The sequence below is a fragment of the Pantoea sp. F_5 genome (genome assembly GCF_008631595.1).
In the GTDB taxonomy this organism is placed as follows: domain Bacteria; phylum Pseudomonadota; class Gammaproteobacteria; order Enterobacterales; family Enterobacteriaceae; genus Pantoea; species Pantoea gossypiicola.
The window spans coordinates 248,071-261,263 of record NZ_VWUO01000001.1; the positions used below are offsets into that span (position 1 = coordinate 248,071).

A 13,193-nucleotide genomic window follows, 5' to 3' on the forward strand; every position below is an offset into this window, starting at 1 on the left:
CGACAGGGCTGTGACCTGAACGATGGGCTGACCTTTTTCATCCGCACAGGGAGATTGGAATGAATTATCGCCTGACCAGCCTGGCTGTCGCCAGCGTCCTTCTGGTGGGTTGTGCCAGTTCAAAGCCGGCAAATAGCGATCCTGCGCAGCGCAGCGATCCATTTGAAGGCTTTAACCGCACGATGTTTAACTTTAACTACAACGTGCTGGATCCGTACGTGCTTCGTCCGGTCGCTGTGGCATGGCGTGATTATGTGCCGGTCCCGGCGCGTACCGGCCTGAGCAATTTTCTCGGCAACCTGGAAGAGCCAGCCAGTATGGTCAACGCTATTCTGGTCGGTAACGGACGTGATGCGGGCATTCACTTTACCCGTTTCTTCCTGAACAGCGTGCTGGGACTGGGCGGTTTCATTGACGTTGCCGGTAAAGCCAACCCGGAGCTGGCGCGCGAAGAGCCGCACCGTTTCGGTACCACGCTGGGTCACTATGGCGTCGGCTACGGGCCTTATGTTGAACTGCCTGCTTACGGCAGCTTCACGGTTCGTCAGGATGGCGGTGACTATGTTGATACGCTCTATCCGATCCTCGGCTGGCTGACCTGGCCAATGTCGATTGGTAAATGGACGCTGGAAGGTATTGAGACGCGCGCTCAGTTGCTGGATTCTGATGCCATCCTGAAACAGCAGAGCGATCCGTACGCCTTTATCCGTAACGCCTACTTCCAGCGGCACGACTTCCTGGCGCGTGGCGGTAAACTCAAGCCGGAAGATAATCCTAACGCAGCCGCGATTCAGGATGACCTGAAGGATATCGATTCGCAGTAATGTTACGGTCCTTAAAAGGGCGCGTCACATACGTCGTTTTGATTTTATTGCTGACGTCTTACCCGGTCTGCTGTAAGACCGGGTAAGAACAGAGTTCAGGTTCAGGCTCTTCCTGATCGCCCGATTCTCGTCGTTCATGCTATGGAAAACTTTTCTCTTCTGCTTTTACTTCTGACTTAATTCGTAACGACCTTTCCTGTTTGGGGCTGTTATTAACCTTCTGCCTTCCTGAATAACAGTATTTTTTCGACAGATTTGGTGTCTGAGAATAACGGCTCATAGGGGCAGATCCGGATGTAAAATTCGGTAGAATTTTCTGGTGCGAAAAAACGCTTTGTAATCAGTCGGATAATTTTAGAGTGTTCCCCGCGTGAGCGGGGATAAACCGTTTTTTGCGCAGATTTATTTTGCGCAGTTCCCGTGTTCCCCGCGTGAGCGGGGATAAACCGGGGCCGATCGCCAGCACAAACAACACCAGTGAGTGTTCCCCGCGTGAGCGGGGATAAACCGAACAATTCGAGAGGCTAGAGTGACGATACCCGGTGTTCCCCGCGTGAGCGGGGATAAACCGGCGCAGAGCTAATAGAAATTGACACAGAACGAGTGTTCCGCACGCGAGCGGGGATAAACCGCCGCGATAAACCTGTAATGAAAGAGTCCGGGAAAGGTGAGGGTAAATCTTCGCTATGCGAGCGTTGATTAACCATGGTGAAGAAAGACGTCGAAGAGTGAGAATTTCTGGAACTCCCGTACCTGCCGGGAAAAAAGTCGAGGTTGGTCAGCTGTCTGAAGGCGACTCATCAGAGTCGCCTTTTTTAAACCCGTCCCTCGATCAGAACTTGTAGTTAAAGCTCGCACCATAGAGCCAGGCCTTGCCTTCAGAGGTAAAGGTATAAGGACCTTCTTTCACCGTTACTTTCTGCCCATGCATATAAGAGATACCCAAATCGACTGAGGCATCATCGTTAAAGGCGTAAGACGTACCCGCACTCAGCCATAAACGATCCTGGTCCGGAATAGAGATAGAACGCTTATCAGCCGGTACCGGGCTGTCATCAAACGCAATACCGGTACGGAAAGTCCAGTTTTTGTCGTAGGAATAGGTTGTGCCCAGTGCAATGCGGTAAGCATCACGGAAGCCTTCATCTTTATAGAAAAGCGTCTGGCCATTAGAACCGGTGGCTTTCAGCTCCTGGAACTGGCTCCAGCTGGTGTAGGCCATGCTGTAGTGAACCGCCCACTGCGGTGCCACTTTATGCCAGCCCGATACTTCCCACATCTCTGGCAGATTCAGGGTTAACGCGCCAGGAACAGTGGTGCCATTGGTGCCAAAAGGTACACCTGATACTTCCGGGTTATTCACTGCATTCAGTCGGGAAGAGAGGCTGCTTTTGTAATCGCCATCAAAGTCGACTTTCACTTCTGAACGATAGGTAAAGCCGAAACGGTTATTTTCATCCACTTCGTACAGGATACCGGCGTTCCAGCCATATCCCCACTCATCGCCTTTCAGATGGGCAACCTGCGTATCAGCCGGAACGCCCAGTCTTGCGCCTGACTCACCGGCATAGCGTTCAATTTTGGCTTTGGCATAAACCGCATCAAAACCGACGCCAAAACTAAAATGCTCATTTAAGCGGTACGCGGTGCTGAGATTGAAATTGCCGGTTACCAGATCGGTTTTACCGCCGTAACCCCCCGCGGTGTAGCCATTATTAAACTCTGTTGCTAAGCCATAATTAGAGGTTGCAGACGCGCCGATCCACCACTGATCGTTGATGGGCTGAACATAATGAATATTGGGGACCCACTGATTCGGGGCAATATTATTGGCATCCAGGCTGCGTCCGCTGGGGCTGCGACCACTGATATTGACGTCTGGCGCAATATAAACCGCACCGAGTGAAAATTCCGGACGATCCATTAACGCCATCGTCGCCGGGTTACGGCTGGCTGATGCCGCTGTATCGCCCATTGCTCCTTCGCCTGAATATGCGCGACCTAAACCAATCGTAGAGAATTCATTTAACTGAAATCCAGCTGCGTAAACGTGTGAAGAGACAAGCGCCACTGCAGCCGCCACGGCTGACTTTGCAAACAGGTTTTTATGGTTCATGACCACAACCTCATGTGAATTATTATTTAACGCTATAACGTCGCGTAACAAAGGACGGCGGATTGTAGGGACTGACGTAAAACGCACATATCAGACCAGTGCGGAGAGTATAGGTCTGACCTGTGTGTATGTTGCAATATTGTTTTTAAAATATTTCAGGATTGATCGCTTAAAATTCGATCTGCATAACAAAACTGCCCCGATTCTGCACAGCATACCGATTCCAGTTTGTTCTGGATCAATTTTTATTGTGATATTCGTCACTTAGGGCCATGCGCGTGGCACATCTTTACGCGAGCAGGTAAAATTTCGGCCATAAAATCGCTCAACCCACCAGATCGCTGGTCAGGAGAATGAAATGACTGATGCCATTAAAAAATGCAGTGCGACCGAAACAGCAGCCTGCTGTTGTGTTGATGTGGGCACGGTAATGGATAACACCGATTGCACCGCCAGCTGGTCAGAATGGTTTGCTCAGCGTGACGATGCGGAAGCTAAATTAGCGCTCCTCACCGAACGTGCACGCGAAGTGGAATCGGAACCCTGTGTGATTGAGTCGCGCTTTAGTGAAGTGGATCAGGGTGTGCAGCTGGATATCGATTTTACTTTCAGTTGCCAGGCTGAAACGATGATTTTTCAGCTCGGTTTGCGTTAAGTCTCATAACGCCGCGTTAATGCGGCGTTTTACATTTTCGTGTTTTCCTTCGCACTTTTTCCTTTCCGGTATTGGCGGCTCACCCGCTTGTGGTTAACACTGATCAGGTCAGACCTCTTCAGGCAATGATGCCACAGTCCCAGCCACAGGTGAGAATAATGAGCAAAGCGCAGCCGCTGCTGACGCGTGATGGTGAACGCATCGCAATAACCCACGGGTTACGCACCCCTTTTTTGCGCCAGGCGACCGGCTTTCATGGCATTCCCGCCATTGAGCTGGGGCGGATGGTGGTCAGTGAATTAATGGCGCGCAGTGAACTGCCAGCTGAGGTGATCGAGCAACTGGTCTTTGGTCAGGTGGTGCAGATGCCGGAAGCGCCGAACATTGCGCGTGAAATTGTACTGAGCAGCGGGCTTGATGTGCACACTGATGCCTACAGCGTCAGCCGTGCCTGCGCCACCAGCTTTCAGGCGGTAGCGAATGTGGCAGAAAGTCTGCTGGCTGGCACGATTTCTGCGGGCATTGCCGGTGGTGCAGACTCCTCTTCAGTATTGCCGATAGGTGTCAGTAAAACCCTGGCCCGCGCGCTGGTGGATCTCAATAAAGCCCGCAGCCTTGGGCAAAAACTGCACATCCTTAAGCGTCTGCGTCCGCGCGATCTGCTGCCGGTGCCGCCCGCGGTGGCCGAGTATTCAACCGGCCTGCGCATGGGTGACACCGCCGAACAGATGGCAAAGAGTCATGGCATCACCCGTGAGGCACAGGATGCGCTGGCGCTGCGCTCTCACCAGCATGCCGCCCGCGCCTGGCAATCCGGGGTACTCAATCAGGAAGTGATGGCAGCCTTTGTGCCGCCGTGGAAAACCGCTATCGACCAGGACAATAACGTCCGCATGAACGCCAGAGCAGAGGATTACGCCCGCTTGCGCCCGGCGTTTGATCGTCAGCACGGCAGCGTCACGGCGGCCAACAGCACGCCACTCACCGACGGTGCAGCCGCCGTGATTCTGATGCGCGAAGGCCGCGCCCGTGAACTCGGTGTCACGCCGCTGGGCTATCTGCGCAGCTACGCGTTTACCGCGATTGGTGTACAGCAGGATATGCTGCTGGGCCCGGCGTACTCCTCCCCGCTGGCGCTGGATCGCGCCGGGATTACCCTGGCCGATCTGACGCTAATCGATATGCACGAAGCGTTTGCGGCCCAGACGCTGAGCAATCTGCAACTGTTTCGCGACGAGCGCTTTGCCCGTGAGGTACTGAATCGTCCGCATGCGCTGGGCGAAGTGAATGAAGAGCGCTTTAACGTGCTGGGCGGTTCAATCGCCTATGGTCATCCTTTTGCTGCCACGGGCGCGCGTATGATCACCCAGACGCTCAATGAATTACGCCGTCGCGGTGGCGGGTTAGGACTGGTTACAGCGTGTGCGGCGGGCGGTCTGGGTGCGGCAATGGTTCTGGAGGCCGAATAATGGAGCAGAATGCGTTTCACCTGAAGATGCGACTGGATCACGTTGGCATCATTACAATCGATGTTCCTGGCGAGAAGATGAACACCCTGAAAGCAGAATTTGCCGGACAGATCACCGCCATCATTGCGGAGGCGCGACGCGATCCGCAGCTGGCAGGCCTGGTGCTGATTTCTGGCAAAGCGGACAACTTTATCGCGGGCGCGGACATCAGCATGATTGATCGCTGTCAGAGCGCGCAGGAAGCCGAAGCGCTGGCAAAACAGGGGCAGGAAGTGATGGCTGCGCTTGATGCGCTGCCATTCCCGGTAGTGGCCGCTATCCATGGTGCCTGCCTGGGCGGCGGGTTGGAACTGGCGCTGGCCTGCGATGCGCGCATCTGCTCACTGGATGAAAAAACCCGCCTCGGATTACCGGAAGTGCAACTCGGCTTACTGCCCGGCTCCGGTGGCACTCAGCGACTGCCGCAGTTAATTGGCGTGCAGCAGGCGCTGCCGCTGATTCTGACCGGCAAAACGCTGCGGGTGAAACAGGCACGTAGGCTGGGGGTGGTCGATGACGTGGTGCCCCAGGCGATTCTGCTGGAGACCGCTATCGCACGGGTGAAAAAGGGCAAAGTCAGCGGACGGACGTTGCCGCTGCGTGACCGTTTTCTGCACGCTCCGATGGGCCGTCAGGCACTATTTGCACTCGCAACCCGGCAGACTGCAGCCAAAACCCAGGGTAACTATCCGGCGGCAAACCGCATTATTGAAGTGGTACGCATCGGGCTGGAGAGGGGCAGCCGGGCCGGACATGACGCCGAAGCGCGTGCATTCGGTGAGCTGGCAATGACGCCGGAATCTGCGGCGCTGCGCGGAATCTTCTTCGCGACCACGGCCATGAAGAAGGAGCGGGGCGGTGAGGCGGAGCCCGCTGCGGTGAAGCGTGTCGCGATTCTCGGTGGCGGTCTGATGGGTGGTGGCATCGCCAGCGTCACCGCCATCAACGCCGGGTTGCCGGTGCGCATCAAAGATATCAGCCTGGAAGGGGTTAACCATGCGCTGAAAACCAGCTGGGATCTGCTGAGCAAAAAGGTCAAACGACGCCAGCTCACTCCGGCACAGCGTCAGCAGCAGATGGCCCGTATCACGGGCGGCATCGATTACGAGGGGTTCTCGCAGCGCGATGTGGTGATCGAAGCCGTATTCGAAGATTTAGCACTCAAGCAGCAGATGGTCAGCGAAGTGGAAGCCCACTGTCAGCCGCATACGCTGTTTGCCTCGAACACCTCTTCATTGCCGATTGAGGCGATCGCCGCCAAAGCACAGCGTCCGGAGAATGTCATCGGGCTGCACTACTTCAGCCCGGTCGATAAAATGCCGCTGGTGGAAGTGATTCCCCATCTGAACACCTCCACCGCAACGGTGGTAACGATTATGGCGCTGGCGCGCAGTCAGGGTAAAACGCCGATAGTAGTGGCGGACAAGCCGGGTTTCTATGTTAACCGCATCCTGACGCCCTATATTAATGAAGCGATGCGTTGCCTGCTGGAGGGCGAGCCGATTGATCATATCGATCGGGCGCTGGTCAAGGCTGGTTTCCCGGTGGGTCCGATTCAACTGCTTGATGAGGTAGGCATCGATGTCGGCAGCAAAATCAGCCCCATCCTGCATCAGGCTTATGGTGAACGCTTTGCCGCGCCCGCCGCTTTTGACGCGGTGCTGAAAGATGGCCGCAAGGGACGTAAAAACAGCAAAGGCTTTTATCGTTATGACCAGCCGCGCTGGCAGCGTAAAAAGCCCGACACCTCGCTGTATACGTTGCTGAACGTCACGCCGCAGGCCAGACAGAGTGAAGCGCAGATTGCAGAACGCTGCATGATGATGATGCTGAATGAGGCCGCCCGCTGCCTTGATGAGCAGGTGATTCGCTGTGCCCGCGATGGCGATATCGGTGCTGTGTTTGGTATCGGCTTTCCGCCTTTCCTGGGGGGACCGTTCCACTACATGGACAAACTGGGTTCGGCGGAGGTGGTCAACCGCTTAACCCGCCTTACGCAGCAGTATGGCGATCGATTTACGCCCTGCGAAGCGCTGGTTGAAGCGGCCAGAGAATAGACGAAATTTTACATTTCTGCTGAGAATGGAATAACCAATCCGATTCAGCGGCTTAGAAAAGCGCCGCCAGAGTGTGCGGCGCAGCATGATTCTGAGAAGCGCTTATTTAATAAACAACCGGTTGACTATACTGAAGCCATTAGGGTAAAACACAGCGTTCATTCGCAGAGTGAAGAGTCAGGCGCCAGGCGTCGGGCGATGTCGACAAACAACAGCGGTGCTTTATGCAAGTTTTTATCATGCGTCACGGCGATGCGGCTCTGGAAGCAGCCAGTGATTCAGTCAGGCCTTTAACCTTATGTGGCTGCAATGAATCACGCCAGATGGCCAGCTGGCTCAACAGCCAGACGCCGGACATTGAGCGTGTCCTGGTGAGTCCCTATTTACGCGCGCAGCAAACCCTCGCAACCGTGCGTGAAGCTTTTCCCCTGCCGGAAAATCAGGATGTTCTGCCGGAGTTAACGCCGGGCGGCGATCCGGAAATGGTCGGGTGCTATCTGCAGACCCTGGCAAACGAAGGCGTGAAATCGGCGCTGGTGATCTCTCACTTACCGCTGGTGGGGTATTTAGTCTCTGAACTGTGCCCGCAGGAAGCCCCACCCATGTTTGCCACTTCCGCTATTGCCTGTGTGGAATTTGATCCCGCGCAGCATGCCGGTAAACTCCTGTGGCAGGTCAGTCCCAAAAAGCTGGCGAAAGCGATCTGACGCCTGTGGGCCGATCATCCCGGCCCCTGTCAGGGCAACTCAGGCGGTTGCCACTCCTCAATCTCAATTAAAACCAGCAGCGCGGCGTCGCCGCCAAACAGCTTCGGTGCCTGGTGAAAAGCCATCACCCATGGATGCTGGGCCAGCCACAGCGGCGTCTGCTGCTTCAGAATATGCTTTCCATGACCGGTCATAACGCTGGCGCAGAACAGATGTTCACGGCGGCAGGCGGCAATCAGTGCGCCCAGTTCCTGCTTGGCCTGCTGCTGCGTTAAGCCATGCAGATCGAGGAAAATCTCCGGCGTATAGTCGCCACGACGCAGTTTCTTCAGCTCAAAGTGGCTGACATCGGCGCGTACGTAACGGGTTGCCCCTTCGGTGGAGAGCAGCGGCTGAAACTCATCCGAAAAGTAATGGCTGTTATCTGCCTGCTCCGAAAGCAGACGTTTTACCGGCAGTTCGCGGGTTTTAACCGGTAATTTATGCACGAAAGTATCTTGTTTTAACTGACGTGTGCCAGTCATTAACTGTCGAAACAGCGCCTGATCATCCGGGCTTAAGGGTGTTTTTTTACTCATGACGGGTCAGTTATCTACGAAAAGTCTGCTACACAGCATAGGTGATACCTTACCGATTAATGTCATTAAATGTCAGCTTTTTCACCTTGCTGCGCTGAATTCTCCCCGGCTTCATGGCACACTACTGGCCGATTTAGCAAAAGGCCTGCGGAGGGCTACGTGGACAAAATTTTCGTCGATGAGGCAGTGAACGAACTGCACACCATTCAGGACATGCTGCGCTGGGCGGTAAGCCGCTTTTCCGCTGCCGGAATCTGGTACGGACATGGCACAGACAATCCCTGGGACGAAGCCGTTCAACTGGTCCTGCCGTCACTCTGGCTGCCGCTGGATATTCCTGAAGATATGCGCAGTGCACGTCTCACCGCCAGTGAACGTCTTCTGATCGTTGAGCGCGTTATCCGTCGCGTTAACGAGCGCATTCCGGTTGCCTATCTGACCAATAAGGCCTGGTTCTGTGGGCACGAATTCTTTGTCGATGAGCGCGTGCTGGTGCCGCGTTCACCGATTGGCGAGCTGATTGAAAACCGCTTTGCCGGTCTTGTCAGCACACCGCCGCGTCATATTCTGGATATGTGCACCGGCAGCGGCTGTATCGCGATTGCCTGCGCCTATGCCTTCCCGGAAGCCGAAGTGGACGCCGTGGATATCTCCACTGGCGCGCTGGCGGTAGCCGAACAGAACATTGAAGAACATGGACTCATCCACCAGGTGACGCCGATTCGTGCTGACCTGTTCCGCGAACTACCACAGCTGAAATATGATCTGATCGTCACCAATCCGCCGTACGTTGATGCGGAAGATATGGACGATCTGCCGAACGAATATCGCCACGAACCGGAGCTTGGTCTGGCGGCAGGTAGCGACGGCCTGAAGCTGGTTCGCCGCATTCTGGCCTGCGCGCCCGACTATCTTAGCGAGCAGGGCGTACTGGTCTGCGAAGTGGGCAACAGCATGGTGCACATGATCGAGCAATATCCCGATGTGCCCTTTACCTGGCTGGAATTCGACAACGGCGGTGACGGCGTCTTCACGCTGACGCGCCAGCAGATTGTCGACGCACAACACCATTTCTCTTTTTATAAAGACTAAAAGTGGGGCGAAGCCTCGCCCGCCGAACTCTGACAAGGAAACAGCATGGCCGGAAACAGTATCGGGCAATTTTTTCGAGTAACGACCTTTGGCGAGTCCCACGGTCTGGCACTGGGCTGTATCGTTGACGGCGTGCCGCCAGGCATCCCGCTGACTGAAGCAGATATTCAGCATGACCTCGATCGCCGCCGTCCTGGTACTTCGCGCTATACCACGCAGCGCCGCGAGCCGGATCAGGTGAAAATTTTGTCCGGTGTTTTTGAGGGTGTGACCACCGGCACCTCGATCGGCCTGCTGATTGAGAACACCGATCAGCGCTCGCAGGATTACGGTGCCATCAAAGATCTCTTCCGTCCGGGCCATGCTGATTACACCTATGAGCAGAAGTATGGCCAGCGCGACTATCGTGGCGGCGGCCGCTCATCGGCGCGTGAAACCGCGATGCGCGTAGCGGCCGGGGCGATTGCCAAGAAATATCTGCAGATGAAACACGGTGTCGTGGTACGTGGCTATCTGTCACAGATTGGTGATGTCGCCTGTGAGCTGAAAGACTGGAGCATCGTGGAGCAGAACCCGTTCTTCTGCCCGGATGCCGATAAGCTCGAGGCGCTGGATGAACTGATGCGCGGCCTGAAAAAAGAGGGTGACTCCATCGGGGCTAAAGTCACGGTTATGGCAGATAACGTGCCCCCAGGCCTGGGCGAGCCGGTCTTTGACCGTCTGGATGCCGATCTGGCGCACGCACTGATGAGCATTAACGCGGTGAAAGGGGTCGAAATTGGCGACGGCTTCGCGGTGGTTAACCAGCGCGGCAGTCAGCATCGTGATGAGATCCGCCACGACGGTTTTCAGAGCAACCACGCCGGCGGCATTCTGGGCGGCATTAGCAGCGGGCAGACCATCAGCGCCAATCTGGCGATGAAACCGACCTCCAGCATCACCGTGCCTGGTAAAACCATTACCCGCGACGGCGAAGAGGTGGAGATGATCACCAAAGGCCGTCACGATCCCTGCGTCGGGATCCGTGCTGTGCCGATCGCCGAGGCGATGATGGCGATCGTCCTGATGGATCATCTGCTGCGCCAGCGGGCGCAGAACGGTGACGTCAACAGCTCTGTACCGCGCTGGTGATGGCATGAAAGCTATTCTGCTTACGCTGAGTGCGCTGCTGATCAGCGCCTCCAGCCTGGCCGCCACACCGTGGCAACAGATTCAGGAGCCGATCAGCGGCGCACCGCAGTCAATTGGTGGCTTTGCCAACGGCTGTATTCTCGGCGCGCAGGCACTGCCGCTCAATTCACCGCACTATCAGGTGATGCGTCAGGATCAGCGGCGCTATTTTGGCCATCCCGATCTGATTCAGTTTATTCAGCGGCTCAGCACCCAGGTGCATAACCTGCAACTGGGTAACGTGCTGATTGGCGACATGGGCATGGCGGCCGGCGGGCGCTTCAGCAGCGGTCACGCCAGTCACCAGACCGGGCTGGATGTGGATATCTGGCTGCAACTGCCAAAAACACGCTGGAGCGCGCAGCAACTGCTGAAGCCGCAGCCGCTGGATCTGGTTGGGCCGGGCGATAAAAATGTCATTGCGCGCCACTGGCAGCCGGAAATCGACAGCCTGATTAAACTGGCCGCAAAAGACGATGATGTTACACGCATCTTCGTCAATCCGGCGATTAAAAAGCAGCTTTGTGCGGATGCGGGTAACGATCGCGACTGGCTGCGAAAAGTGCGACCGTGGTTCGCGCATCGTGCTCATATGCATGTGCGACTGCGCTGCCCTGCGGGCAGTATCGGCTGTGAAGATCAGCCCGCACCGCCTCCGGGCGATGGGTGCGGCGCAGAGCTGCAGAGCTGGTTCCTGCCGAAAAAGCCGGGTTCTGGCGCGCCCGTGAAGCGTGAGCCGCCACCGTTACCGCCTGCCTGTCAGGCCCTGCTGGATAAACATCTACTGTAAGGGATTCCATGGAGTGGTTTGTGGTCAGCCCGCTGCTGGTCGGGCTGCTGTTTTTAATCGCCATGCTCGCCGGTTTTATTGATTCAATCGCGGGTGGCGGAGGATTACTTACGGTACCTTCACTGCTGGCGGCGGGCCTCTCTCCGGCTCAGGCGCTGGCAACCAATAAACTGCAATCGGTCGGCGGATCGTTTTCCGCCAGTCTCTATTTTGTCCGGCGCGGTGCGGTCAATCTGAATGAGCAGTGGCTGAATATCGCCATGACGCTGATGGGATCCATTCTGGGCGCGATACTGATTCAGCGCCTGCAGGCTGATTTTCTGCGCCAGATGCTGCCGCTGTTTTTGATCGCGATTGGCCTGTGGTTCCTGCTGATGCCTAAGCTGGGCGAAGTCGATCAGGCGCGCCGGCTGCACGGTCTGCCTTATGCGCTGGTGGGCGGCGGGGCAGTGGGATTCTACGATGGATTTTTCGGGCCGGGCGCAGGCTCGTTTTATGCGCTGGCTTTCGTTACCCTCTGCGGCTACAACCTGGCCAAAGCGACCGCGCATGCCAAGGTGCTCAACTTCACCTCAAACATGGGCAGCCTGCTGTTCTTTATGTTCGGCGGCAAAGTGGTGTGGGGAACCGGTCTGATCATGATGCTTGGTGCCTTCTGCGGCGCGCGTCTGGGCGCACGACTGGTGCTGAGTCGCGGACAGAAACTGATCCGCCCGATGGTGGTGATTGTCTCTGCCGTCATGAGCATTAAATTACTGTGGGACAGCCATGGCAGCGACGTTATGGCCTGGCTTGCCACGCTGCATTCGTAACCTGAAACGCGATACTGTCATGAACCCGACCCATCATTATGAACAGCTGATTATGCTGTTTGATCGCTGCTTCAGCGATGAATTTCAGACACGCCTGATTAAAGGCGACGATGAACCGATCTATCTTCCTGCTGATGCAGAGTCGCCGTGGAACCGCGTAGTATTTGCCCACGGCTTCTACGCCAGCGCCCTGCATGAGATCTCTCACTGGTGCATTGCCGGTGAAGCACGCCGCAAACTGGTCGATTTTGGCTACTGGTACTGCCCGGATGGCCGCGACGCGCTGACCCAGAGTCAGTTTGAAACGGTCGAAGTCAAGCCGCAGGCGCTGGAGTGGATGTTTTGTATGGCGGCAGGCTTTCCCTTCAACGTGAGTTGTGACAATCTCGACGGAGATTGTGAGCCGGATCGCATTGCCTTCCAGCGTAAAGTGCATGCTCAGGTCATGAGCTATCTGACGGCGGGCATTCCCGATCGTCCCGCGCGTTTTATTACCGCTCTGGCGGAATTTTATGGCAGGCCTTCACTCACCGCGTCGCAGTTTCCCTGGCCGGACGATCTGTGATGCAGGAAGGCATTATTAATAGAGGAATTGAGATGATCGCAGAATTTGAAGCGCGTATTCTGGCCCTGATTGACGACATGGTCGAGCATGCCAGTGACGATGAGCTGTTCGCCAGCGGTTATCTGCGCGGGCATCTGACACTGGCTGTGGCCGAAGTGGAACAACTGGGCGAACATACGCCAGAAGCGCTGCAGATCCAGGTCTCACGCAGTCTGCAAAATGCTATCGCTGCCGGAGAACTCTCACCGCGCGACCAGGCATTAGTGGTCGGAATGTGGGACAACCTGTTTGTTCAGGCACGCCAGCTCTCCGCATAACA

The 13,193-nt window shown here is 55.9% G+C and carries 13 protein-coding genes and 1 CRISPR repeat array; of the genes, 11 read left to right on the forward strand and 2 right to left on the reverse strand.

Annotated elements, in window-relative coordinates:
* The first annotated feature begins 59 nt into the window (after positions 1 to 59).
* Positions 60 to 824 (forward strand): phospholipid-binding lipoprotein MlaA, encoded by a 765-nt coding sequence (gene mlaA / locus F3I44_RS01280; protein ID WP_150019223.1) that lies wholly within the window; start codon positions 60 to 62, stop codon positions 822 to 824.
* A gap of 359 nt (positions 825 to 1,183) precedes the next feature.
* Positions 1,184 to 1,456: direct repeats of the CRISPR family, unit length 29 nt; unit sequence GTGTTCCCCGCGTGAGCGGGGATAAACCG.
* Between the two features lie 200 nt (positions 1,457 to 1,656).
* Here mlaA and fadL read toward each other — a convergent pair.
* Positions 1,657 to 2,940 carry a long-chain fatty acid transporter FadL gene (fadL, locus tag F3I44_RS01285; RefSeq protein WP_150010610.1) on the reverse strand — a complete coding sequence of 428 codons (1,284 nt, stop codon included), beginning with the start codon at positions 2,938 to 2,940 and terminating at the stop codon, positions 1,657 to 1,659.
* A gap of 358 nt (positions 2,941 to 3,298) precedes the next feature.
* Here fadL and F3I44_RS01290 point away from each other — a divergent pair, with 358 nt between their 5' ends.
* The 4 genes from F3I44_RS01290 to sixA all read left to right on the forward strand — a co-directional run bounded on the left by F3I44_RS01290 (position 3,299) and on the right by sixA (position 7,867).
* Positions 3,299 to 3,595 carry a YfcZ/YiiS family protein gene (locus tag F3I44_RS01290; RefSeq protein WP_150010608.1) on the forward strand — a complete coding sequence of 99 codons (297 nt, stop codon included), beginning with the start codon at positions 3,299 to 3,301 and terminating at the stop codon, positions 3,593 to 3,595.
* A gap of 158 nt (positions 3,596 to 3,753) precedes the next feature.
* On the forward strand, positions 3,754 to 5,064 hold the full coding sequence (gene fadI, locus F3I44_RS01295) for an acetyl-CoA C-acyltransferase FadI (protein ID WP_150010606.1): 1,311 nt from the start codon (positions 3,754 to 3,756) through the stop codon (positions 5,062 to 5,064).
* On the forward strand, positions 5,064 to 7,160 hold the full coding sequence (gene fadJ, locus F3I44_RS01300; RefSeq protein WP_150010604.1) for a fatty acid oxidation complex subunit alpha FadJ: 2,097 nt from the start codon (positions 5,064 to 5,066) through the stop codon (positions 7,158 to 7,160). The genes fadI and fadJ overlap by 1 nt, the downstream gene beginning before the upstream one ends.
* 224 nt (positions 7,161 to 7,384) lie before the next feature.
* Positions 7,385 to 7,867, forward strand: a complete 483-nt coding sequence (sixA, locus tag F3I44_RS01305; protein ID WP_150010602.1) for a phosphohistidine phosphatase SixA — start codon at positions 7,385 to 7,387, stop codon at positions 7,865 to 7,867.
* Positions 7,868 to 7,896: 29 nt separating this feature from the next.
* Here sixA and smrB read toward each other — a convergent pair whose 3' ends face one another.
* Complete coding sequence (smrB, locus tag F3I44_RS01310) at positions 7,897 to 8,445, reverse strand: endonuclease SmrB (protein ID WP_013358610.1); 549 nt, start codon at positions 8,443 to 8,445, stop codon at positions 7,897 to 7,899.
* 159 nt (positions 8,446 to 8,604) lie between these two features.
* Here smrB and prmB point away from each other — a divergent pair, with 159 nt between their 5' ends.
* The 6 genes from prmB to F3I44_RS01340 are packed head-to-tail and all read left to right on the forward strand — an operon-like array spanning position 8,605 to position 13,191.
* A complete protein-coding gene (gene prmB, locus F3I44_RS01315) occupies positions 8,605 to 9,537 on the forward strand; it encodes a 50S ribosomal protein L3 N(5)-glutamine methyltransferase (RefSeq protein WP_033783751.1) in 933 nt (310 codons plus the stop codon).
* Between the two features lie 45 nt (positions 9,538 to 9,582).
* Entirely contained in the window at positions 9,583 to 10,668 is a 1,086-nt protein-coding gene (gene aroC / locus F3I44_RS01320; protein ID WP_033783750.1) for a chorismate synthase, read from the forward strand.
* A 4-nt stretch (positions 10,669 to 10,672) separates the two neighbouring features.
* The gene (mepA, locus tag F3I44_RS01325) at positions 10,673 to 11,497 is read left to right on the forward strand and encodes a penicillin-insensitive murein endopeptidase (protein ID WP_150019224.1); all 825 of its coding nucleotides are present in this window, start codon (positions 10,673 to 10,675) and stop codon (positions 11,495 to 11,497) included.
* Between the two features lie 8 nt (positions 11,498 to 11,505).
* The gene (locus tag F3I44_RS01330; protein WP_150010600.1) at positions 11,506 to 12,309 is read left to right on the forward strand and encodes a sulfite exporter TauE/SafE family protein; all 804 of its coding nucleotides are present in this window, start codon (positions 11,506 to 11,508) and stop codon (positions 12,307 to 12,309) included.
* A 19-nt stretch (positions 12,310 to 12,328) separates the two neighbouring features.
* Entirely contained in the window at positions 12,329 to 12,874 is a 546-nt protein-coding gene (locus tag F3I44_RS01335; RefSeq protein WP_150010658.1) for an elongation factor P hydroxylase, read from the forward strand.
* A 32-nt stretch (positions 12,875 to 12,906) separates the two neighbouring features.
* Complete coding sequence (locus F3I44_RS01340) at positions 12,907 to 13,191, forward strand: YfcL family protein (RefSeq protein ID WP_003854283.1); 285 nt, start codon at positions 12,907 to 12,909, stop codon at positions 13,189 to 13,191.
* Positions 13,192 to 13,193: the final 2 nt, after the last annotated feature.